Source organism: Variovorax sp. 3319 (assembly GCF_031456585.1).
GTDB classification, from domain to species: Bacteria; Pseudomonadota; Gammaproteobacteria; order Burkholderiales; family Burkholderiaceae_C; genus Variovorax; species Variovorax paradoxus_P.
Map to the genome: position 1 here is coordinate 232,352 of NZ_JAVDUZ010000011.1, position 22,230 is coordinate 254,581.

A 22,230-nucleotide genomic window follows, 5' to 3' on the forward strand; every position below is an offset into this window, starting at 1 on the left:
AGGGCTATTCGGTCAAGACGGGTCTTTGCTGCGCGTGCGTCCCACGGCGCTGAAAATGCCGATGCCCAGGATGATCAGCGCGCCAATGCCGATGTACAGCGTGGGCACGCCAGCAACCGAAGCGCCCCAGGCGAGGCCGGCCAGGAAAATCAGAAAACCGATCATGTAGAGCACAAAGGACATGCTTGTTTCCCCCGAAACTGTGATGCCTCGCAGTATCCCGACCGTCGGCCAGGGCAGCCCAAGCCTTCGTCGCCAGTCGATGTGGGAACTTGCCTACTACTCCCTGCCTGGCGCGTGAGGCAATCGCACGCCTATATGGGGCAGACTGTTCAACACTCGGCTTTCGCCTGAAAGGAAAAAAACATGCGCCTGATCCCCTGCACCGAAGAAGCCCACGCGGGCGCGATTCTCGCCATCCTCAACGAAGCCATCGTCAACTCGACCGCGCTGTACGACTACAAGCCGCGCACGCCCGAGAGCATGGTGGCGTGGTTTGCCACCAAGCGCGCCAACGGCTTTCCGGTAATCGGCGCTGAAGACGAGAACGGAAAGCTGCTGGGTTTTGCGAGCTACGGTGCGTTTCGCGCCTTTCCGGCTTACAAGTACACGGTGGAGCACTCGGTGTACGTAGAGGCCGGGCACCGTGGCGCCGGCCTCGGCCGCACGCTCCTGGAGGCGATCATCGACGAGGCGGCGGCTCGCGACGTGCATGTGATGGTGGGCGCCATCGATGCCGCAAATGCCGGCAGCATCGGCCTGCACCAACGGCTGGGCTTCGAACATGCCGGCACCGTGCGGCAGGCCGGATTCAAGTTTGGCCGCTGGCTCGACGTGGCCTTCTATCAGCGGATTCTTTCGACCCCGCTGAACCCGGTCGACGGCTAGGCTTCTTCGCTGGCCCGGTCGAGCATCTGGATGGTGCCGGCGTCCAGCTTCAGCTGTGTGGCCACGACCAGTTCTTCGAGTTGGGCAATCGAAGTTGCGCTGGCAATGGGCGCCGTAACCGAAGGCCGCGCGATCTGCCATGCAATTGCAACCTGGCCCGGCTTGGCGTTGTACTGCTGGGCGACCTTGTCCAGCGCTTCGAGAATGCGCAGCCCGCGCGGGTTCAGGTACTTCTTGGTGGTGTTGGCGCCGCGTGCGCTCTTGGAGGCGTCGGCTTCGGTGCGGTATTTTCCGGTCAGGAAGCCGGCCGCCAGCGCATAGAAATTGATGACGCCGACTTCGCGCTTCATGCACAGCGGCTCCAGCTCGTCTTCGAACACCGCACGGTCGTACAGGTTGTAGAGCGGCTGCAGGCTTTCGTAGCGCGCAATGCCCAGCCGCTCGGACACGTCAAGCGCTTCGGCCAACCGCGGCGCGCTGTAGTTGGAGGCGCCGATGGCGCGCACCTTGCCGGCCTTGATGAGCTCGTCGAAAGCGCCCAGCGAGTCTTCCAGCGGCGTGGCCGTGTCGTCGTCGTGAGACTGGTACAGGTCGATGAAATCCGTTTGCAGGCGCTTGAGCGAAGCTTCCACAGCCTCGCGGATGTACGCAGGCGAAAGGCCCACCTTGCCTTCGCCCATGGGCTTGCCGACCTTGGTGGCCAGCACCACGCGGTTGCGCTTGCCGCTTTGCTTGAGCCATTTGCCGATGATGGTTTCGGATTCGCCGCCGGTGTGGCCGGGCACCCAGCTCGAATACACGTCGGCCGTGTCGATGAAGTTGAAGCCTGCATCGAGCCAGGCATCCAGAAGGCGGAACGAGGTGGCTTCGTCCACCGTCCAGCCGAACACGTTGCCACCGAAGGCAAGCGGTGAAACCAGGAGGCCCGAGCGGCCCAGTGAGCGCAGTTGCGACATGAGTGTGTTTCCTGAGAGGGAGAGAACGAAAAAATCAGACGAAGCCCACGGCACCCAGCAGCGCACCCGCGCCGAGCAGCCACAGCAGGTGAATGCGCGTGCGCCAGACGACGAGCGTAGCGACCGCGCTCAGCAGCCACAGGTGCCAGGCCGGCGCGTCGCCGGAATGGTTGCCCGCCGCAAGCACCCAGCCGGTGGCAATCAGCAGACCCACCACCACCGGCGCCATGCCCTGCTTGAAGGCGCGCACGCCGCGCTTGTCGCGGTTGCGGTGGCCCCAGCGGGTGGCAAGGTAGGTGAGGGTGGTGCTCGGCAGCATGATGCCGACCATCGTGACCGAAAGCCCGAGCAAGCCGAGCAGCCAGGCGCCCGGCCCGGCGCCGGTGCCGCCGCCCGCATTGAGCCCCACGTTCCAGCCCATGAGTGCCACAAAGAGCACGTTCGGGCCCGGCGCAGCCTGTGCAATGGCAACCGACGAGCTGAACTGCGCATCGGTAAGCCAGCCGTGCTGCGCAACCAGGTAGCGGTGCATGTCGGGCACGGTGGTGATGGCGCCGCTGATCGACAGCAGCGAAAGCAGCAGGTACTGGCCGAAGAGCGCAAGCCAGTCGTGCCAATGCATCACGATCGGGTTCATGGTGCGATCCTCCGCCACGTCCACGCGCAAGCCATGCCGCCTACCGCAAGCAGCACCCAGCCGAGAGGAATCTTGAGAAGCGCAATGGCGCCGAACACCAGCGCCACGAACACCAGGCAGGCGGCAAAGCCCAGCGGATGCTTGCGCAGCTGCGGAATCAGCTTGATGCCGGTGGCGGCAATGAGTCCGCCCGAGACCGCGCCCATTCCGCGCAACGCACCCGCCACCTGCGGGTTGCCGGCGTAGTGGGCGTAGAGCACGGCCAGCATGAGGATGACGACCAGCGGTATCGCGAGCATGCCGGCCACTGCGGCTATGGCGCCGCGGAGCCCGAAGTACCGGTCGCCGATCATCAGTGCAAGGTTGACCACGTTGGGCCCCGGCATCACCTGGGCCACGGCCCAGTCTTCAAGGAACTGCTCGGGCGTGAGCCAGCGTTTTTTTTCGACCATTTCGCGCTGGACGATTGCAAGCACGCCACCGAATCCCTGCAGCGCGAGCCAGGTGAATGAAACAAAAAGGTCGCGTGGCGACTTCGGTTGCGGAGGGGCGGACGGCGCCGCCGCGCCTGAGGGGGACGGATGCATGTGCAGCGATTATCGTAGGCCTACCTGCAACATGCCGGGCCCCGGGCTGACATGCCCTTGTGCCGCTCGAAGGGACACTCCATGGTCATGCAAATGCGCGCGCTTTTAGATCTGTGCAAGGAGGCCGTAGCCTCCTGGTCGAACGACTATGCGCCCAGCATGGGCGCCGCGCTGGCTTACTACACGGTGTTTTCGATTGCGCCGCTGCTGCTGATCGTGATTGCCGTGGCCGGCCTGGTGTTCGGCCAGGAGGCGGCGCGAGGCGAGATCTTCCTGCAGCTTTCGGGTCTCATGGGCGAGCAGGGCGCGGCCGCGGTGCAGGGCATGCTGCAGGCGGTCAACAAGCCGGCCGAAGGCATCGTGGCCACCGTGGTGGGCATCGGCCTGCTGGTGATCGGCGCGACCACCGTCTTTGGCGAGCTGCAAGACGCGCTCGACCGGATCTGGCGCGCACCGGCCCGCGCGAAGAACAAGGGCCTCTTCAACTTGCTGCGCGTGCGGCTACTGTCGTTCAGCATGATCATGGGCATCGGGTTCCTGCTCATGGTGTCGCTGGTGGCGAGCGCGGCGCTGGCCGCGCTGGGCAAGTGGTGGTCGCCGGTGTTCGGAGCCTGGGCGACCTTGGCGCAAGTGGTGAACTTCGTCTTCAGCTTTGCGATGGTGACGGTGATCTTCGCCATGATCTACAAGATCATGCCGCGCGCCAAAGTGCAGTGGCGCGACGTGTGGGTGGGAGCTGCGGTCACGGCGCTGCTCTTCACCATTGGCAAGCACCTCATCGGGCTGTACATCGGCAAGAGCAGCGTTGCCTCGGGCTATGGCGCCGCGGGCTCGCTGGTGGTGGTGCTGGTGTGGGTGTATTACTCGGCGCAGATCTTTCTTCTGGGCGCCGAGTTCACCTGGGTGTATGCCAAGACTTACGGCTCCCTCAGGAACGCGAAGGACGCCGCGCAAGCAAACCCGTCGCCGACGCGGTCGGAGCCGCTGCCCCAGCGCTAGCCGGCAAATCCGCCTTCGTCCAGATAGCGCTGTTCCTCGGTGCTGCTGGTGCGCCCGAGCAGCTTGTTGCGATGCGGAAAGCGGCCGAAGCGCGCAATGATGTCCCGGTGCAATACCGCAAAGCGCTGCGTGTTGGCGTCGAGTGCGGCGTTGAGCTCGACCGAGCGCTCCTGCTCCGCCAGCGATTCGGAGTGCATGAAGGGCAGGTAGAAAAAGCGCCGCAATGCCTCGTCCACCTTCAGGTCGAGCCCGGCCTCTATGGCCTGGCGGGCAATGGCAAGGGCCTTGGCATCCGTGGCGAACATGCGCGCGCTGCCGCGCCAGGTGTTGCGCGGAAACTGGTCGAGCAGCACCATCAGGGCGAGCGCGCCTTCGGCATCGTTGGCCCAATGGTCGAGCTGCCCAACGGCCGCGGCTTCATGCGTGGCCAGAAAGCGTTGGCCGAATTCGGCGTCGAAGGCATCGTTCTTGGCAAACCATCGGTCGGGCCCGGCATTGCGCCAGAAGTCGACCACGTCGCGGGCGGTGGAAAGGTTGGCAGGGATCATCGGCGCATTCTCTTTCAGCTTGCGGTGCTGCGTAGCGGCCGAAAGCCTGCTGTAAAAGTCGCGGTGGTGGCCGACACCGGTATGCGCGCGCGCTGCCTATGCTGTAGCGGTTTCATAACTCAGGAGATAAAGCTCATGAACCGATATGGCACCTTTTTGCGCGCAACCCTCATTGCCGGGGTGGCCAGCGCTGCGCTGGCGGGCTGCGGGATGATGTCGAAGTCGAATGTCGCGAGCTTCAGCGGCACCATGAACGCCGCCAGCGAAGTGCCGCCCAACATGACGCGCGGCAGCGGGCTGGCCGAGGCCTGGCTCAACAGGGACACCAATGTCCTGAAATACAAGATCACCTACAGCGGCCTCAGCGGCCCGGCAACGGCGGGTCACTTCCACGGCCCCGCGGCTGCAGGCGCCAACGCCGGCGTGGTGCTGCCTTTTGCCAGCGCCCAAAGCCCGATCGAAGGCCAGGCTACGCTCACGCCGGCACAGGCAGCCGACCTGGTCGCGGGCAAGTGGTACGCCAACATCCACACCGCCGCCAACCCGGCGGGCGAAATCCGGGGACAGATGCTGCCCAAGATGTAGGGAGCAGTGGTCAGCTTGCGGTCTTGGGGCTGGTGTCAAATGACGCCATATGACGACGAAGAAGCCCCAGAGAGCCCGCAACGCAAGCAAGAAGACCCAGGGCCAAAGCCAGAGCCCCTTTGCCGCCCCGCGTGAAGACATGCGCCATGCGCGCAAGGCGCTGGTTCTGCAGGGCGGCGGCGCCCTCGGCGCCTACCAGGCCGGCGTGTATGCCGCCCTCAGCGAAACCGATCTGCAGCCGCACTGGATTGCCGGCGTTTCCATCGGCGCCATCAACGCCGCACTGATTGCGGGCAACGCGCCCGAGAAGCGCGTCGAGCGGCTGCGGGAGTTCTGGCATCTGGTGTCTTCCGGGCCGGCGCAGCGCCTGCCGGCATGGCTGGGCGACCGCGCCGCGCAGAACCAGTGGAGCGCTTCCATGGCAATGCTGGTCGGTATTCCGGGTTTCTTCGAACCGCGCTATTCGCCTGCGCTATTGATGGGCGCCGCGGCACCGCTTCTAAGCTACTACGACACGGCGCCGCTCAAGCTCACGCTGGAGCGCCTGGTCGACTTCGACCGCATCAACGCCTGCGAGGCGCGCTTCAGCGTGGGCGCGGTCGACGTGCGCACCGGCAATTCGGTGTACTTCGACAACACGCGCCAGCGCATCGGCCCCGAGCACATCATGGCCAGCGGCGCACTACCGCCCGGCTTTGCGCCGGTAACGATCGACGGCGACGACTACTGGGACGGCGGCATCGTCTCGAACACACCGCTGCAATACGTGCTCGACATTCATCCGCGCTCCGAGCCGCTGGTGGTGCTGCAGGTCGATCTTTTCAATGCGCGTGGCGAAATGCCGCGCACGCTTTCGGGTGTGCTCGAGCGGCAGAAGGACATCACCTACTCGAGCCGCACCCGCATGAACACCGATGCGCTGGCAGCCAACCTGAACCTGCAGCAGGCCATTGCAGACCTTATCTCCAAGCTGCCCGCAAACCTGCGCAACGATCCTTCGGTGCTTGCGGTGCAGGCCGAACTCACGCATCACCCGATCGACATCTTTCACCTGATCTACCGGGACAAGCCCTACGAGGCCGAATCGAAAGACTACGAGTTCTCCCGCGCCGCCGTCGAAGAGCATTGGGAAGCCGGCGCGCGCGACATGCGGCGAACGCTTGCGCACCCTGAAACGCTGCGCAGCGACGCCACGGTAAACGGCGTGACCACCTTCGACCTGGGCGAACCCGGTGTAGGGCGAATCAAGCGGCCCGGGTTGTCGCGCTGATTCAAAAGGCCTCGAGCAGAGCGCTCGCCCGAATCTTGCAGCTTTTTTCCTCTGCTTCTTTTCTTCTTCAACCTCAAGGACGTTCACCATGCAACTCAAGGACAAGGTCGCCTACATCACCGGTTCGGCCAGCGGTATCGGCAAGGAAATTGCCGTTCTGTTTGCGCGCGAAGGCGCCAAGGTCGTCATTGCCGACCTCAACAAGCAAGCCGCCGATGCGACGGCCGAGGAATTGAACGCCTCGGGCGCCCAGGCCATCGGCGTGGCGGTGGATGTGACCAGCGAAGACCAAGTCAACGCGTCGGTCGAAGAAGCGGCCAAGGCCTTTGGCGGCATCGACATTCTCATCAGCAACGCCGGCGTGCAGATCGTCCATCCGGTCGAGGAGTTCAGTTTTGCCGACTGGAAGAAGATGCTCGCCATTCACCTGGACGGTGCGTTTCTCACCACCAAGGCCTGCCTCAAGCACATGTACGCGCAAGGCCGTGGCGGCAGCGTGATCTACATGGGCTCGGTGCACTCGAAGGAAGCATCGCTGCTGAAGGCGCCCTACGTTACCGCCAAGCACGGCCTCATCGGCCTGGCCAAGACAGTGGCTAAAGAAGGCGCCAGGCATGGCGTGCGCGCCAACGTGATCTGCCCCGGCTTCGTGCGCACGCCGCTCGTTGAAAAGCAGATTCCGGAACAGGCGAAGACGCTTGGCATTACCGAAGAACAAGTCATCAAGAACGTGATGCTCAAGGAGACGGTCGACGGCGAGTTCACCACCACCGAAGACGTGGCCCGGGTGGCGTTGATGTTCGCGGCTTTTCCGAGCAACGCGCTCACGGGGCAATCGCTGGTGGTGAGCCACGGCTGGTTCATGCAGTAACCCCTAAGACGCCGCGGCGCGCGGCGCACGATGGTTCACCCTAATGTCTCTGGCGAGTGAACTGTGCGAAAAATCGCATGGCCATTCAAACGTCATACCAATGACTTTCGCCAGGAGACAACAACCATGCGTGTCAGTTCGTCCCGTGTCAGTTCGTCCCATGTTTTTTCGCGGCGCTCCTTCGTTGCCCATGCTGCGGGCCTCGCGGCCGGGCTCGCGATGCTGGCGGGGTCGGCTCCCGCGGCAGCGCAGGCGTATCCGAGCCGCCCGGTCACACTGATCGTTCCGTGGGGCGCGGGCGGCGGCACCGACGCCACGGCGCGCATCATTGCGAGCCTGCTCGAAAAAGAACTGGGCCAGCCGATCACCGTGGTGAACCGCACCGGCGGCAACGGCGTGGTGGGCCATTCGGCCATTGCCGCCGCGCCGCCGGACGGCTACACCATCGGCATGGCCACGGTCGAGATCGGCATGATGCATTGGCAGGGGCTCACGCAGCTCACGAGCGCGTCGTACACGCCCATCGGCCTTGCCAACCTCGACCCGGCCGGCATTCAGGTGCGCGCCGATGCGCCCTACAAGACAGTGGCCGAACTGCTGGCGGCCATCAAGGCCAGCCCCGGCAAGTTGAAGGCCTCGGGTACGGGGCAGGGCGGCATCTGGCACCTGGCCATTGCCGGCCTCTTGCGCGACCAGAAGATCGACCCCGCGGCCGTGCCGTGGGTGCCGAGCAACGGCGCGGCGCCGGGGCTGCAAGACGTGGTTGCAGGCGGCGTGGAGATTGCACCGGTCTCGCTGCCGGAGGCGCGTTCGCTCATCGATGCGGGAAAGGTCAAGAGCCTTGCAATCATGAGCGACAAGCCTTCGGCGCTGTACCCCAATGTGCCCACCCTCAAGGCCTCCATCGGCAGCGACTGGTCGATGGCCGCCTGGCGCGGCATTGTTGCGCCCAAGGGCCTTCCGGCCGACGTGCGCGACAAGCTTGCCGGCGCGCTCAAGAAGGTAGTGGCGAGCAAGGAGTACACCGACTTCATGGCCTCGCGCGGCTTCGGCGTGATCTATGCGGCGCCGGATGAATTTGCTGCCTACATGGCCAAGTCCGACGCCGAGCTTGGCGCAACCATGAAGGCAGTGGGTATCGTCAAGTGAGCGCCGCGCGGCGTGCGTGCGTGCCTGGCGGAGGTCCGGCGCAATGAAGTTCAACGACGCGGTCTTCGGGCTCGTTCTTCTGGTGCTCGGCGGGCTGGTGCTTGCCGTTGTGCGCGGCTATCCGGGCATACCGGGCCAGCAGGTGGGGCCGGCGCTCTTTCCGGGGCTGATCGCCATCGGGCTGTGCCTTTGCGGCGCCATGCTGCTGGTCAAGGGTTGGCGCGAGCGGCATGCCGCGGCCTGGGTGCGGCTGGGCGATTGGGCCGCTTCACCGCGCCATGTGCTGGCCGCGGCGCTGGTCGTCGGATCGGTGCTGTTCTACATATTCGCCTCGGAGCGGCTCGGTTTCTTGCCGACCGTGGCCATCTCATTGCTGGCGCTGATGCTGACCATGCGCGTGCCGCCAGGCCGCGCGGTGCTGGTCGCGCTGATTGCCTCGCTGGTCATTCATGCAGCGTTCTACAAGCTGCTGCGCGTTCCGCTCCCCTGGGGCGTGCTGGCGCCCATTGCCTGGTAACGAGGGTCTCTACACATGTCGGCAGCACTCTTGCAGGCTTTCTCGATGGTCTTCGAGCCCTACACCATCCTTGTGATGGTGCTGGCCTCGCTCTACGGCCTCTTCGTTGGCGCGGTACCGGGGTTGTCGGCCACCATGGCGGTTGCGCTGCTGGTGCCGGTCACTTTTTTCATGCAGCCCATTCCCGCCATTGCTGCCATGGTGACGGCCACCGCAATGGCCATCTTTTCGGGCGACATTCCGGGCTGCCTGCTTCGCATTCCGGGTACGCCCGCATCGGCCGCCTATACCGACGAGGCCTTTGCCATGACGCGCAAGGGCATGGCAGAAACGGCGCTGGGAGCGGGGCTGGTGTTCTCTGCCGTCGGCGGTCTTTTCGGTACGGTGGTGCTCATTGTTGCGGCGCCTGCGCTGGCCGACTTTGCGCTCAACTTCAGTTCGTTCGAGTATTTCTGGCTCGTGCTGCTGGGCCTTACGTGCGCGGTGTTCATTACATCCGACCGGCCGCTCAAGGGAATGATCACGCTGCTGCTGGGCCTGCTGGTGGCCTGCGTGGGGCTTGGCAACCCGGCGGGTTTTCCGCGCTTCACTTTCGGTAGTGCCGAGATGACCGGCGGCATCGGCATGATCCCGATGATGATCGGCATGTTCGCCATCTCGGAGGTGATCCGCTTCGCGGTCGACACGCTGCCGCCGGGCGAGATCGTGGTCGAAAAAGTGGGCCGCGTGCTCTCGGGGCAATGGGCACTGGCCAAGAAGTACCCGGTGCAGATATTGCGCGGCAGCGTGCTGGGCACCGCGGTGGGAGCATTGCCCGGCGCGGGCGCCGACATTGCTGCATGGATGTCTTACGCCATGAGCAAGAAGTTCTCGAAAGAGCCCGAGAAGTTTGGCACCGGCCATGTCGAAGGCATTGTCGAATCGGGCTCAGCCAACAACAGTGCGCTGGCCGGCGCCTGGATTCCGGCGCTGGTGTTCGGCATTCCGGGCGACTCGATCACCGCCATTGTCATTGGCGTGCTCTACATGAAGAACCTCAACCCGGGGCCGACGCTGTTCACCACCAACCCGCAAAACATCTATGCGGTGTTCATGCTGTTCATCATCGCCAACATCATCATGATTCCGCTCGGCATCCTGTGCATCAAGGTGGCCAAGCGCATCTTGCGTGTACCGCGCAACGTGCTGATGCCGCTCATCCTGCTGTTCTGCATCGTCGGTGCATTTGCCATCAACAACTCGCTGTTCGACGTGGGCGTGATGCTCGCGGCCGGTATCGTGGCCTACCTGCTCGAAGAAAACGGTTTTCCGATTGCACCTGCCATTCTTGGCGTGGTGCTCGGCGGCATGCTCGAAGAGAACTTCATTACCTCGATGATCAAGTCAGACGGCAACCTGGCCGGGTTTGTGTCGCGGCCCATTGCCGCTTCGCTGGCCGCGGTGGTGGTGCTGGTTTGGGTCGCGCCCTTGCTCAGGAAGCTGTGGACCAAGGGCCGGCGAACGGCTTCGTCTACTGCAGCTTGAGCGACCAGGTCTCGCCGACGAGCTGCTGGCCGAAGCCTTCGTAGGGCTCGGCCTTGTCGAGCTTGAAACCTCGCTTGGCATAGATGGCGCGCGCGGCCTCCAGGCAGCTGTTGGTCCAGAGCACCATCTTTTTGTAGCCCTTCGCGCGTGCGAAGGCAATGCATTCGTCGGTGAGGCGCCCGCCCAGGCCCAGGCCGCGGGCCGCAGGGGCCAGCAGGAGCAGCCGCAGCTGGGCGGTAGTGGCCGATTTGCGCACCACGAAGATCGCGCCCACGCGCTGGCCGTCGAGTTCTGCAATCCAGCACTTCTCCCACCCGGGCTGAAACTTGCGGACGAACTCGGCCACGATTTCTGCGACCAAGGCTTCGAACTCGTTGTTCCAGCCGTATTCACGCGCATACAGCTCGCCGTGCTGCTGCACCACCCAGCCCATGTCGCCGGGCAGCGGATCGCGCAGCACGATGGTACGGGTGAGGGCTGCAGGGGCGGCAGCGGGATCGAGCAGGCGCTCGATGCGCGCCATGGCATCGACCAGCTGCTGGCGGTCGTGCGGCGGCAGCGGTGAGAGAAGGGCGGCTGCCTCGTCACGCGATTTTTGTTGCAACGGCGCAAATGCGGCGTGGCCGGCTTCGGTAAGGCGCAGCACGCTTTGCCGCGCGTCACGGGCATGGGGCTCGCGCGTGAGCCAGCCGGCGGCTTCGAAGCGGCGCAGGATGCGGCTCATGTAGCCGGCATCGAGCCGCAAATCGCGTCCGATCTCGCTTGCCACGGGCACTTCGCGATGGGCCAGTTCGTACAGCACGCGAACATCGGTGAGCGACATGTCGCTGCCAAGGTACGGATCGAGCACGCCGATCCGGCTTGTGTAGAAGCGGTTGAACTGCCGGATTGCCTTGACGGCGGCGGCATCGGGAGTGGCGGGAGCATTCGGCATGCTTGCCATTGTCATATTGATGGTTGACTTTGGCAATCAATTAAAGGCCTTGCTGGCCTTGCGCCAACCCATCCGGACGCGACAGAGATGATGGAAAACCCTAAAATGGTGGGTTGCCCACTGCCGCGCCGAGCCCGCCAAGCCGCGCTGCCCACTTCCCACTGATGAACGCCCCCGTCGACGTCTCCTTTTTTGCGCGCGCCGCCAAGCCGCTGACCAGCTACCGCAAGTACTGGGCGGCCCGCTTCGGTACGGCCAAATTCTTGCCGACCACACGCAAGGAAATGGACGCGCTCGGCTGGGACAGCTGCGACGTCATCGTGGTGACGGGCGACGCCTATGTCGACCACCCGAGCTTCGGCATGGCCGTGATCGGCCGCATGCTCGAGGCGCAGGGTTTTCGCGTGGGCATCATCGCGCAGCCCGACTGGCAAAGCGCCGAGCCCTTCAAGGCGCTGGGCAAGCCGAACCTGTTCTTCGGCGTGACCGCCGGCAACATGGATTCGATGATCAACCGCTACACGGCGGACCGCAAGATTCGCAGCGACGACGCCTACACCCCCGGCGACGTCGGCGGTGCGCGGCCTGACCGCGCGGCCATCGTCTATTCGCAGCGCTGCAAGGAAGCCTGGAACGACGTGCCCATCATCCTGGGCGGCATCGAAGGCTCGCTCCGGCGCATTGCGCACTACGACTACTGGCAAGACAAGGTCCGCCGTTCGATCGTGGTCGACTCGAAGTGCGACCTGCTGCTTTACGGCAACGCCGAGCGCGCCATTGTCGAAATCGCTCACCGGCTGGCCGCCCGCGAGCCGGTGCATGAAATTACCGACGTGCGCGGCACCGCATTCGTGCGGCGCGACACGCCCGAAGAATGGTTCGAGATCAACTCCACCAGCGTTGACGAGCCCGGCCGCGTGGAGGCCCACGTCAACCCGTACCTGATGGTCTCGGAGCAGGCCAAGGCCAATGGCGCCACCTGCGCCAAGGAAGACGAAGCCCAGGCCGTGGCACAAGCTGCCGAAGCAGGCGCTGCGGCGGCCAATCCCGCGAACCCCGCGAACCTCGTGAACCCGGCCATCAAGCCGCTCACCTTCGTGCCGAACCCTGCGCTCCAGCAGCGCGCCAAAATCAAGGTGCCGCCGCGCGACCGCAGCGTGATCCGCCTGCCTTCGTACGAGCAGGTGCGCGCCGACCCGGTGCTCTATGCCCACGCCAATCGCGTGCTGCACCTGGAAACCAACCCCGGCAACGCCCGCGCACTGGTGCAGGCGCACGGCGAGGGCACCACGGCGCGCGACGTGTGGATCAACCCGCCGCCCATTCCGCTCACCACGGCAGAGATGGACTACGTGTTCGACCTGCCGTATGCACGCAGCCCGCATCCGCGCTACGCCGACGAAAACGGCAGCCACGACGGCGCGACCAAGATCCCCGCGTGGGAGATGATCCGCTTCAGCGTGAACATCATGCGCGGCTGTTTTGGCGGCTGCACCTTCTGCTCCATTACCGAGCATGAGGGCCGCATCATCCAGAGCCGCTCCGAAGAATCGATCATCAAGGAGGTCGAGGCCATTCGCGACAGCGTGAGCGGCTTTACCGGCACCATCTCCGACCTGGGCGGCCCCACGGCCAACATGTACCGTCTCGGCTGCAAGAGCCCCGAGATCGAGGCCGCCTGCCGCAAGCCCAGCTGCGTGTACCCGGGCATCTGCCAGAACCTGGGCACCAACCACGATCCGCTCATCAAGATCTACCGCCGTGCGCGTGCGCTGCGGGGCATCAAGAAGATCCTGATCGGCTCGGGCCTGCGCTACGACCTGGCAGTGCAGTCGCCCGAATACGTGAAGGAACTGGTGCAGCACCACGTCGGCGGCTACCTGAAGATTGCGCCCGAGCACACCGAGCAGGGCCCGCTCACCAAGATGATGAAGCCCGGCATCGGCAGCTACGACAAGTTCAAGCAGATGTTCGAGAAGTTCTCGGCCGAGGCGGGCAAGAAGCAGTACCTCATTCCGTACTTCATTGCCGCGCATCCAGGCACCAGCGACGAGGACATGATGAACCTCGCGATCTGGCTCAAGAAGAACGGCTTTCGTGCCGACCAGGTGCAAACCTTCTACCCGAGCCCGATGGCCACCGCCACCACGATGTACCACACCAACAAGAACCCGCTGCGCAAGATCACGCGCGACAGCGAGACGGTGGACATCGTTCGCGGCGACAAGCGCCGGCGCCTGCACAAGGCCTTTCTGCGCTATCACGATGCCAACAATTGGCCGCTGCTGCGCGAGGCGCTCAAGAGCATGGGCCGCGCCGACCTGATCGGCAACGGCAAGCACCACCTCATTCCAACGTGGCAGCCGCTCACCGATGGCGGCTACACCAGTGCGCGGCGCAAAAATTCGACCAGCGCGCCGGTTGCCCCGGCCAAGGCGAAGGATGCCAAGGCATCTGCGCCGGTCAGGCTGGCGCCGGCAAAGCCATCGAAGGGCCGCATGCTCACGCAGCACACCGGCCTGCCTCCGCGGGACAACGGTTCGGCGCCGGGGCGCAAGGCCGCTTCGGGCCCGGCGCGCGGCAGCATCCGCAAGCCGCGCTGAGCCGGGTTCAGGCGCCGGGCAGGCCGGCCGGCAACAGCTTGCCGACCCAAGCCGCCACCGCGCCGATATTCAGCAGCACAGTGGCCCAGTAGCCCGTCATGAAGCTCGCCTTGCGCGACTTGTGGCGAAAGAGCCGCTGCGCGCACCACGCACCCGGCCATCCTCCTGCCAGCGACAGCAGATGCAGCCTGCTCTCGGCTGTGCGCCAGCGTCCGGCCTGGGCGGCGCTCTTGTCGAAACCGTAGACAGCGAAGGTCAGAAGGTTGATCAGCAGCAGCACGCCCAAGGCAAGCGACGGCAGGCGTGCGGTCCATATGCCATAGCCGAGCAGGGCCAGGTAACCCAGGAGCAGCAGGCTCATGGGCAGCATCGACGATGAAGAGGAGGAGCGCGGGGCGCCGCTGCGGCGTCGTGAATCGGCTGCAGCGCGGCCCGTGCCCGATGATGTGGGAGCTTGGCGCGTACGTGCTGCCTGCGGAGCTCGAGGCTCGACGGCGCCAATGGCGTAGACCGCCATCGCTCGCGGTCCTTTGCCTCCCACATGTATCTCTTCGAAGCCCAGCGCCATGCCGACTTCGGGCTTTACCTGCCGGTCGAGGAAATCGCGCAGATGCACGAACACATCCGCGGATACCTCTGGGCTGCGAATGAAGCCGAAACCCCGTTCGGGCTCCCAGCGTACGAGGCGGCCTTGGCGCTTCACGGTTTGAAGGGAGTAAGAGAAGGAGGCATGGCGGGATTCTCGCCGCCCGTTGTATCGTGTGGCCCCATGAGTACTTTGTTCTCTCCGCCGGTTTCGTGGTTGCGCGCCCTGGCGGGGGCTGTCCTGCTCGCGGCTTCGTCGTACGCGGTAACAGCGCCGTCCGAATCTTCTTCTGCGCCGGCCTCCGCTTCCGCAGAGGCGCTGCGTACGACGCATCAGCGCATGAAGGCCAAGCTCGAGCGCAGCGGCTTCGGGCGTCCGGTTCAGCTTGATTCACTTGAAACGCCCGGCGGGCTGCAGGGCGACATTTACGCAGTGGTGGACCATCCGCTGCCGGAGATCAGCGCCGCGCTCAAGGAGTCGTCTCAGTGGTGCGAACTGCTGAGGCTGCATGTGAACAATCGCCGGTGCCGCGCGGGCACCACGCCGCAGGGGCAAGACATGCTCACGCTCTTCGTCGTACGGCGCTACGACAAGCCGGTGGAGCAGGCGTTTCAGTTGCCATTCATCTATCGGGTGGCCAACGCGACGCCGGATTACCTGTCGGTCGAGATGAACGCGGCGAGCGGGCCGCTGGGCACCAGCAACTACCGCGTCACGCTGGAAGCAGTGGCGCTCGACGAGCGAAGAAGCTTCCTGCATTTTGGCTACAGCTACGACCACAACATGATGGTTCGCATGGCCACCCAGGCCTACCTGGCCACCTTCGGCCGCAACAAGGTGGGCTTTACCGTGGTGGGCAAGGAGTCCGATGGGCAGCCCGACTACATTCGCGGCGCGCGCGGGCTGGTGGAGCGCAATGCGATGCGCTACTTTCTTACGCTCGACACTTATCTCTCTTCGGAAGCCGGCGCGCCGGCCGAGCGGCGGGAGCGCTCCTGGTTTGCGGCGGCCGAGCAGTATCCGCGGCAACTGCACGAGATCGAACTCGAAACCTATCTCGCAATCAAGCGAGAGGACCGCGAACGCGACGGCACAAAACGCTGAACCGGCGCTAAAAAAGGCGCGGCCACCGCAGCCTTTCGACTGCAATTTCACGGACTTGTCATCTGCCTCGGCGCTAATCGCCGGGGCCTGCGCCTTTGCGCCGGCGCATCACAAGGACAAGCAATGCGGAAGACGAGAGGATCGAGGATGGGTTGGCTGGCACTCGCAAGTGCCGGCGTGCTGTTGAGCGCCTGCGGCGGCAGCGGCGATGGCGGCGGTACTGGCGTATGGGCGTTTCCGCCGGCATCCGGCGGAGGCAGTGGCGGTGGCGGTGGCACGGCCAACCCGCCGGTTGCGCAGTCAAAGACCGGCACCTTCCTCGACGCGGCAGTAGAGGGCCTCGACTACGTTGCCGGCAACTCGGCCAAGGCCTCCACCAACGCCAGTGGCGAGTTCACCTGCAAAGACGGTGAGACCGTTGTGTTCAGCGTCGGCGCGCTCGCGCTCGGCAGTGCAGCCTGCGGCGACGCGATCACCCCGTTGAGCCTGGCCGGCGGCACCAATGTGAAGGCCGACGCAGTGGTCAACCGCTTGCTCGCGCTGCAGAGCTTCGACGAAGACCGCGACCCCTCGAACGGCATTCGCCTGACCCCGGCGCTCAAGGCCGCCCTGACGGCCGGTGCGCTCGACTTCGGCGCCGCAGCCGACGCCTTCAACACCGCTCTCAATGCGGTGCTCGCAGGGCTGCCCGCTCCCTACAATGCCCGCATGGTCGATTCGAGCCGCCGCACGCTGGCGCGTGAACACTTCGAGAACACGCTGGCCTCGCGCTTTGCCGCGCCGGTGACCGAAGCCTCGACGCAGACCAACACGCTCGGCACCATCGGCATCGACGTGACCCGCTACCAGATGCAGGCGGACGCCAGCTTCAACGTGCCTTACGAGGGCGACAACGAGAAGACCAGGGCCGACTTTCCAGCGGGCTTCCTGCCGGCCTACGGCTCGGGGTTGGCGTTCAAGGGCAAGGCCGACGACGGCACGCTCGAGTTCTATGCCATTACCGACCGCGGCCCCAATGGCGACGGCCCGACCGCGCCCGTGCCCGGTGGCGGCGGCGCCACCAGCATCAGCAAGGTGTTTCCTGCGCCGTCCTTCGCGCCGAGCTTCGGCGTTGTGCGCATCGGCAAGACCGGTGCAGTGCTCTCGTCGAGCCTGCCGCTCAAGCTCGACGCCGGCAAGAAGATCACCGGCCTGCCTCCGCAGTCGGGCGTGGGCTCGACGGGCGAAACACCGTTGACCGATCGCTATGTGTTCGATGCCGCCAAGGCCAACTACGACGCCAACGGCCTCGACCCCGAGACGCTGGTGCTCGACAAGGCCCGCAACGTGCTGTGGACCAGCGACGAGTACGGTCCGTTCATTGCACGCATCAACATCGCAACCGGTGTGATCGAAAAGAAATACGCCCCCGGCAACGGCGCCGCCGACCTGCCGCCGGTGCTCGCGCAGCGTCGTGCCAATCGCGGCATGGAGGGGCTGACGCTCGACGTGGCCAGCGGCAAGCTGCATGGCTTTTTGCAAAGCCCGATCGATCCGAAGGACGGCGCGGGCAAGTCGATCCAGGCCACGCCCCCGGGCGGCAGCAAGACCGATGTGCGCCACATCGCGAAGTTCACGCGCTGGCTCGCGTTCGATCCGGCTACCGAGACATCCAGGCTCTACGCCTACCCGATCGACGGCAGCCAGTACGACAAGAACCGAACCGGCAACGCCAAGCTCGGCGATGTGGTGAGCCTGGGCAATGGCCGCTTCATCGTGATCGAGCAGGGGGCGCGCAAAAGCGACGGCAAGGTGTTCAACAAGTTGATGCTCGTCGAGCTGCCGGCCAACGCGACGGACATTGCGGCGCTGGATCACAACCTCGAGATCAGCAGCATCACGCAGGCGCCTTCGGGAACCGCCGACTATTCCACCGTGGTGACGATGCGCAAGACCGAGCTGCTCGACCTCAACGCGCTGGGCTGGCTGGCTGAAAAAGCCGAGGGCCTGACCGTGGTGGACGACCAGACGCTGGCGCTGGTGAACGACAACGACTTCGGCCTGGGCACCGTCCTGCTCGATGCCGACGGCAAGACCGTCGCAGGCAGCATCGAGGACTGCACCGTGGATGCAGCTGGCGCGATCATCGCCAAGTGTCCGGCCGGTGTGACGGGTGCGCGTATCACGCGCGGCAGCGACCTGGAGCGGCCGGTGCGCATCTGGCTCATCAAGCTCGATCGCAAGCTGAGCGAACTGCGACTTTGATCAGCCGGCCAGCGTGAGCAGCGGCACGTCGCGTTCGCGTGCCATGGCTTCGAGCTGCGCACGCGTGCGGGTGCAAATCCAGGCGGCAATGCCCTCGTGCGTTGCCGCGGCAAACATGTCGCGCGAAGCCACGCCTGCCGCTTCGCAGAGGCGCTCTGCAAAGTGCGGCTCCAGCGCGGCAACGGCCACGCGCCCATCCGCACAGGGGTAGACGCGGTAGCCCGCGTGCGCGCCACCCACGGCGCCCTCGGGCCGGGTCAGGCCCCAGGTGCGGGGAAGCGCCAGCCAGTCGGCCGATGCATTGAGCGCCACTTCGAGGTACACGCCGTTCGGCTTGGCGGCGGAGCGCGCATGCAAGGTGGCCTGCAGCACCGCCTCGCTTGCGAGCAGCGCACCGCCCATGTCGGCATAGAGGGTGGGCGGTAGCTCGGTGCCGGTGACCAGGCCGCTTTCTGCAACGTAGGTGAGGTCGTGCCCAGGCTCCTCGGCACGATTGCCCGGTGCGCCGACGATTGCAACCTGCGAGAGCGAAGGATGGCGCGCCTGGAGCGATGCCCAGTCGAGCTTCAGCTTGACGAGCGCCGAGGGCCGGAAAGAAGTCAGCAACACGTCCGTTTGCGCGAGCTCGGCATGCAGCAATTTCTGGCCGGCTTCGGTCTTCAGGTCGGCCGTGCGAACCTCGATGCCTTCGTGCAGCGCGGCGTAGGCGGCCTTGTCGTAGAGCGCCATCGGGTCGCGGGCCGGCGGCTCGAACTTCAGGCAGGTGGCACCCATGCCGCGGCAGCGCAGCAGGGCCGCGGGGCCCGGCAGGTTGAGCGCAAGGCTCAGCACACGAACGCCGGCAAGCGATTGGAAAGACGAGGCAGCGGGGCTTTGCATGGTCATATGTCCGGTGAACAGGGCAAGGGCCATTTTTACCCACGCGGAGCCAGATTTCGCAAGCCGCGGCGGCCACCCACGGCGTAGCATGTGCCATGCGGCGCCCGCCTTGCCGCGCTGTTGCAACGACCAAGGAGATTCACCATGTTCGAGGCTTCTCTCATGAACGGCCAGCGCATTCTCGTGACAGGCGGTGGCACTGGCCTCGGCCGTGCAATGGCCGAGCGCTTTCTGGGTTTGGGTGCAGACGTTGCGATCTGCGGGCGTCGCCAATCGGTGTGCGAAGAAACCGCGGCCGAGTGGCGCCAGCGGTTTCCGGGGCGCCGCATCGACACCTTCGGCGTGGACATCCGCATTGCGCAGAACGTCGATGAAATGGTCGAGAGCCTGTTTCAGAGCGGCGGGCTCACGGGGCTGGTCAACAACGCGGCGGGCAACTTCGTGGCGCCGACGGAAAGCCTGTCGCCCCGCGCGTTCGATGCCATTGCAAACATCGTCTTCCACGGCAGTTTCTATGTCACGCAGGCTGTCGGAAAGCGCTGGGTGGCAGAGGCCAAGGCCGGCAAATGGAAGGAGGGCGATGCGCTGCGCAGCGTGATGAGCATCATCGTGACCTGGGTCGACAACGGCAGCCCCTATGTGGTGCCCTCGGCCATGAGCAAGGCCGGGATCGAAGTCATGACCAAGTCGCTGGCCGTGGAGTGGGCGCGCCACGGCATTCGGCTGAACGCCGTCGGGCCGGGCGAAATTCCGACCGAGGGCATGAGCAAGCGGCTCAACCCCGGCGAGGAGCCCGGCGCCCGCAGCAAAAAGAGCAACCCGATGGCGCGGACCGGCCGAATGAGCGAGCTGCAGAATCTTGCGGCCTTTCTCATGGCCCCGGGCCAATGCGACTGGCTTACCGGCCAGAGCATCATGATGGACGGCGGCAATGCGCTGGCCACGGGCGGCAACTTCTACGAGCTGCGCCAATGGAGCGACGACGACTGGCAGGCCGCGCGCGAGCGCATCGAGGCGCAGAACCAGAAGGACAAGGCGCAGCGCTGAATCAGCCTGCCATGGCGGCGCCGCGTTCGGCGAGCAGGCCGCGAAGAAGCGAGCGATGGCAACGCGACTCGTCTTCGCAATAGCAGCCTACGGAAAATGCCGCGGTGTGCGACAGCGCCGCGAGCAGGTCGAGGCTGCGGCTTGCGTCGGCTTCGGCCATCTCGGCTTTGTACTTGCGCATGAAGGCGCTCCATTGCGCGGGCGTTTCCGCCTCCTGGCCCATCTTCATCGTCTCGGCGGAAGGCGCAAGGTTGGGGTACCACACGTCGTACCAGTTCTGCGAGGCAAATTCGGTTTTCGGGACGCCGCGCGGCGGGCGGCGAACGGTGCCGATGCGCAGGCCCTCGCCATGGGCGCGCGGTGTGCCGAGGCGAACAATGCGAATGCTCATGCAGGGTCTCCTTCTATCTTTTTTTCAGCGCGGTTTTTCAGCTGCCGACGATACCCCCGTCGCGCCGGCGTATGGCCAGTGTGGCCGAGCGCGGGCGCGTGCTGCCGGGCACGGTGCCGTCGGGCCAGGCGCTGGTCGGCGCTGCGTTGCCGTCGTCGCGCGATTCGCCCGGATGCTGGATGTTGACGAACAGCGTGCGCCGGTCGGGCGTGACCACGCAGCCGGTAACCTCGCTGCCGTTCGGCGCCGTGAGAAAGCGCTTGATGCGGCCCGTTGCCGGATCGGCGCACAGCATCTGGTTGTTGCCTAGCGAGGTGTAGGGCGCCTTGCCGATGAGCTGGCCGCTCATGTCGGTCTGGATCCAGAGCAGGCCGCCGCCGTCGAAGTGCAAGCCGTCGGGGCTGCCGAAGATGTCCGCTTCGCCCGAGGGATAACGCGCCCCGCTGTTCGTTTGCGCAGGGTCGCCGGCGAGCGCGAAATGATCCCAGCCGAAGCCTTCGCTGCCCGCATCGCCGCCGTCCTCGCGCCATCGCAAGATGCCGCCGAAGAGATTGGGCGCTCGCGGATTGGCCGCGTCCGGCTCGGGCTTGCCGGGCTCGCCGCGCTGGCTGTTGTTGGTAAGCGTGACATACACCTCGCCGGTTTGCGGATGCACGGCAATCCATTCGGGGCGGTCCATGCGGGTGCCGCCCGCCACGTCGGCCGCCAGCCTGGCATGAATCAGCACCTCGGCCTGGTCGGCAAACCCGCTTTCGGCATTGATGCCGTTGCGCCCGTGGACAAGTTCGAGCCAAAGGCCGCGGCCGCCCGCGTCGAACCGCGCGACATGGAGCGTGCCTTCGTCGAGCAGGTGTGCGTTGGCAGCGCTGCCGCCGTTGGGCGAAACCTTTCCGTGGCTCACGAACTTGTAGATGTATTCGAACCTGGCGTCATCGCCCATGTAGACCACCACGCGGTGGTCTTTGGTGAGCGTGCAGGTGGCGCTCTCTTGGCGCTTGCGGCCGAGCGCCGTGCGCTTGACGGGCTTGGCCGTGGGGTCGAAGGGATCGATTTCCACCACCCAGCCAAAGCGGTTCGCCTCGTTCGGATGCCGGCTCAGGTCGAAGCGCTCTTCGAAGCGCCAGTACTCCACCCATTGCGAGCCAGGCACGGTGCCGTAGCGGCGTTGCGCCGGGGTCAGGTCTTTGGCCACTTCCTTCGGACCGCCGAAGTAGCCGTGAAAGTTTTCTTCGCAGGTCAGGTAAGTGCCCCACGGCGTGACGCCCATCGCGCAGTTGGCAAAGGTGCCGAACACCTCGTCCCCTGCCGGATTGGCCGCCGTGCGCATCAGCGGCGCACCCGCTGCCGGGCCCGCAATGCGCATGGGTGTGTTGCCGTGCACCCGCCGTGCGTAAGGCGAAGGGCGCACCTGTTGCCAGCCCTCCCGCGTGCGCTGGATTTCGATGACCGAAACGCCCATGGCATGCAGCGACTTGAGAACCTTCTCTGCGGTCCATTCCTTGATGCCATCCGCATGGAGCAGTTGCTCGTCGGTGTATTCGTGGTTCATCACGAGCAGGGCGCGGTCTGGTGTGGCCAGCGGAAAGAAGTGCATTCCGTCGTGATGCATGCCCGCCTGCAGCGCCTGGTCGGCTGCGCTGTGGGAACCGTCGGCCGCAAAGCGCGGCATGGGTTGGCCCTTCACGCCGGTGGGCGTGCCCCAGGGGTAGAGCAGCTGCCACTCATATTCGGGTGGCACCACCACGGCATCGCGCAGCGAAGCCGCTACGGCCGTGAAGCCGAGCATGGCCCGCTGTTCCCGGTCGAGGGGCGCGGTCGCGCCGCTCCGGTGGAGCAGCGCCACCACGGCGGCGGCGCCCGATTGCAGGAAGATCCGGCGATCCAGAGGCATGGGTCGAAAGGGCAGGTGTT

The 22,230-nt window shown here is 65.3% G+C and carries 22 protein-coding genes; 12 read left to right on the forward strand and 10 right to left on the reverse strand.

The genetic code is table 11. The features are described from left to right. Nucleotides 1–12: 12 nt before the first annotated feature. Nucleotides 13–183 carry a hypothetical protein gene (locus J2X67_RS22125; protein ID WP_018902777.1) on the reverse strand — a complete coding sequence of 57 codons (171 nt, stop codon included), beginning with the start codon at nt 181–183 and terminating at the stop codon, nt 13–15. Nucleotides 184–366: 183 nt separating this feature from the next. Here J2X67_RS22125 and J2X67_RS22130 point away from each other — a divergent pair, with 183 nt between their 5' ends. Beyond that, nucleotides 367–888: an N-acetyltransferase family protein gene (locus J2X67_RS22130; RefSeq protein ID WP_309956516.1), complete on the forward strand. Its 522-nt coding sequence runs from the start codon at nt 367–369 to the stop codon at nt 886–888. On the opposite strand, the gene J2X67_RS22135 is transcribed toward J2X67_RS22130, so the two are convergent. Genes J2X67_RS22135 through J2X67_RS22145 form a run of 3 tightly spaced genes read right to left on the reverse strand, consistent with a single transcriptional unit; the run spans nt 885 to nt 3,068 of the window. Continuing rightward, nucleotides 885–1,844, reverse strand: a complete 960-nt coding sequence (locus J2X67_RS22135; protein WP_309956518.1) for an aldo/keto reductase — start codon at nt 1,842–1,844, stop codon at nt 885–887. The genes J2X67_RS22130 and J2X67_RS22135 overlap by 4 nt on opposite strands. Nucleotides 1,845–1,878: 34 nt before the next feature. Beyond that, nucleotides 1,879–2,481 carry a chromate transporter gene (locus tag J2X67_RS22140; RefSeq protein WP_309956521.1) on the reverse strand — a complete coding sequence of 201 codons (603 nt, stop codon included), beginning with the start codon at nt 2,479–2,481 and terminating at the stop codon, nt 1,879–1,881. Continuing rightward, nucleotides 2,478–3,068, reverse strand: a complete 591-nt coding sequence (locus J2X67_RS22145; RefSeq protein WP_309956523.1) for a chromate transporter — start codon at nt 3,066–3,068, stop codon at nt 2,478–2,480. Before J2X67_RS22145 ends, J2X67_RS22140 begins: the two co-directional genes overlap by 4 nt. An 81-nt stretch (nt 3,069–3,149) precedes the next feature. Between J2X67_RS22145 and J2X67_RS22150 the strand changes: the two genes are divergently transcribed. Continuing rightward, nucleotides 3,150–4,067, forward strand: a complete 918-nt coding sequence (locus tag J2X67_RS22150; RefSeq protein WP_309956525.1) for a YihY/virulence factor BrkB family protein — start codon at nt 3,150–3,152, stop codon at nt 4,065–4,067. Here the strand turns inward: J2X67_RS22150 and J2X67_RS22155 are convergent. Further along, nucleotides 4,064–4,615, reverse strand: coding sequence for a DUF924 family protein (locus tag J2X67_RS22155; RefSeq protein WP_309956528.1), 552 nt, complete (start codon nt 4,613–4,615; stop codon nt 4,064–4,066). The two genes, J2X67_RS22150 and J2X67_RS22155, sit on opposite strands and share 4 nt — an antisense overlap. Nucleotides 4,616–4,750: 135 nt before the next feature. Between J2X67_RS22155 and J2X67_RS22160 the strand changes: the two genes are divergently transcribed. The 6 genes from J2X67_RS22160 to J2X67_RS22185 all read left to right on the forward strand — a co-directional run bounded on the left by J2X67_RS22160 (nt 4,751) and on the right by J2X67_RS22185 (nt 10,531). After that, nucleotides 4,751–5,200 (forward strand): CHRD domain-containing protein, encoded by a 450-nt coding sequence (locus tag J2X67_RS22160; RefSeq protein ID WP_309956530.1) that lies wholly within the window; start codon nt 4,751–4,753, stop codon nt 5,198–5,200. 139 nt (nt 5,201–5,339) lie between these two features. Next, the gene (locus J2X67_RS22165) at nt 5,340–6,470 is read left to right on the forward strand and encodes a patatin-like phospholipase family protein (RefSeq protein ID WP_409050534.1); all 1,131 of its coding nucleotides are present in this window, start codon (nt 5,340–5,342) and stop codon (nt 6,468–6,470) included. Between the two features lie 88 nt (nt 6,471–6,558). After that, a complete protein-coding gene (locus J2X67_RS22170; RefSeq protein WP_309956533.1) occupies nt 6,559–7,341 on the forward strand; it encodes a 3-hydroxybutyrate dehydrogenase in 783 nt (260 codons plus the stop codon). Nucleotides 7,342–7,467: 126 nt separating this feature from the next. Further along, nucleotides 7,468–8,490: a tripartite tricarboxylate transporter substrate binding protein gene (locus J2X67_RS22175; RefSeq protein ID WP_309956535.1), complete on the forward strand. Its 1,023-nt coding sequence runs from the start codon at nt 7,468–7,470 to the stop codon at nt 8,488–8,490. A gap of 43 nt (nt 8,491–8,533) precedes the next feature. Beyond that, nucleotides 8,534–9,007 (forward strand): tripartite tricarboxylate transporter TctB family protein, encoded by a 474-nt coding sequence (locus J2X67_RS22180; protein ID WP_309956537.1) that lies wholly within the window; start codon nt 8,534–8,536, stop codon nt 9,005–9,007. A 15-nt stretch (nt 9,008–9,022) separates the two neighbouring features. Next, nucleotides 9,023–10,531 carry a tripartite tricarboxylate transporter permease gene (locus tag J2X67_RS22185; RefSeq protein WP_309956539.1) on the forward strand — a complete coding sequence of 503 codons (1,509 nt, stop codon included), beginning with the start codon at nt 9,023–9,025 and terminating at the stop codon, nt 10,529–10,531. On the opposite strand, the gene J2X67_RS22190 is transcribed toward J2X67_RS22185, so the two are convergent. Next, entirely contained in the window at nt 10,518–11,465 is a 948-nt protein-coding gene (locus J2X67_RS22190; RefSeq protein WP_409050529.1) for a GNAT family N-acetyltransferase, read from the reverse strand. The genes J2X67_RS22185 and J2X67_RS22190 overlap by 14 nt on opposite strands. Before the next feature lie 164 nt (nt 11,466–11,629). Between J2X67_RS22190 and J2X67_RS22195 the strand changes: the two genes are divergently transcribed. Continuing rightward, nucleotides 11,630–14,068 (forward strand): YgiQ family radical SAM protein, encoded by a 2,439-nt coding sequence (locus J2X67_RS22195; protein ID WP_309956543.1) that lies wholly within the window; start codon nt 11,630–11,632, stop codon nt 14,066–14,068. A gap of 7 nt (nt 14,069–14,075) precedes the next feature. Here the strand turns inward: J2X67_RS22195 and J2X67_RS22200 are convergent, their stop codons facing one another. Next, nucleotides 14,076–14,771 carry a cold shock and DUF1294 domain-containing protein gene (locus tag J2X67_RS22200; RefSeq protein WP_309956545.1) on the reverse strand — a complete coding sequence of 232 codons (696 nt, stop codon included), beginning with the start codon at nt 14,769–14,771 and terminating at the stop codon, nt 14,076–14,078. A gap of 222 nt (nt 14,772–14,993) precedes the next feature. Here J2X67_RS22200 and J2X67_RS22205 point away from each other — a divergent pair, with 222 nt between their 5' ends. Both J2X67_RS22205 and J2X67_RS22210 read left to right on the forward strand, forming a co-directional pair. Then, on the forward strand, nt 14,994–15,758 hold the full coding sequence (locus J2X67_RS22205; RefSeq protein ID WP_309956547.1) for a hypothetical protein: 765 nt from the start codon (nt 14,994–14,996) through the stop codon (nt 15,756–15,758). A gap of 123 nt (nt 15,759–15,881) precedes the next feature. Continuing rightward, complete coding sequence (locus J2X67_RS22210) at nt 15,882–18,002, forward strand: esterase-like activity of phytase family protein (RefSeq protein ID WP_309956549.1); 2,121 nt, start codon at nt 15,882–15,884, stop codon at nt 18,000–18,002. Here the strand turns inward: J2X67_RS22210 and J2X67_RS22215 are convergent, their stop codons facing one another. Beyond that, nucleotides 18,003–18,881, reverse strand: a complete 879-nt coding sequence (locus tag J2X67_RS22215) for a CoA transferase (protein ID WP_309956551.1) — start codon at nt 18,879–18,881, stop codon at nt 18,003–18,005. Between the two features lie 144 nt (nt 18,882–19,025). Here J2X67_RS22215 and J2X67_RS22220 point away from each other — a divergent pair, with 144 nt between their 5' ends. Further along, entirely contained in the window at nt 19,026–19,928 is a 903-nt protein-coding gene (locus J2X67_RS22220; protein ID WP_309956553.1) for an SDR family oxidoreductase, read from the forward strand. Between the two features lies 1 nt (nt 19,929). On the opposite strand, the gene J2X67_RS22225 is transcribed toward J2X67_RS22220, so the two are convergent. After that, on the reverse strand, nt 19,930–20,319 hold the full coding sequence (locus J2X67_RS22225) for a DUF488 family protein (RefSeq protein ID WP_309956554.1): 390 nt from the start codon (nt 20,317–20,319) through the stop codon (nt 19,930–19,932). Nucleotides 20,320–20,356: 37 nt separating this feature from the next. Continuing rightward, a complete protein-coding gene (locus J2X67_RS22230) occupies nt 20,357–22,210 on the reverse strand; it encodes a PhoX family phosphatase (protein ID WP_309956556.1) in 1,854 nt (617 codons plus the stop codon). Between the last annotated feature and the right edge of the window lie 20 nt (nt 22,211–22,230).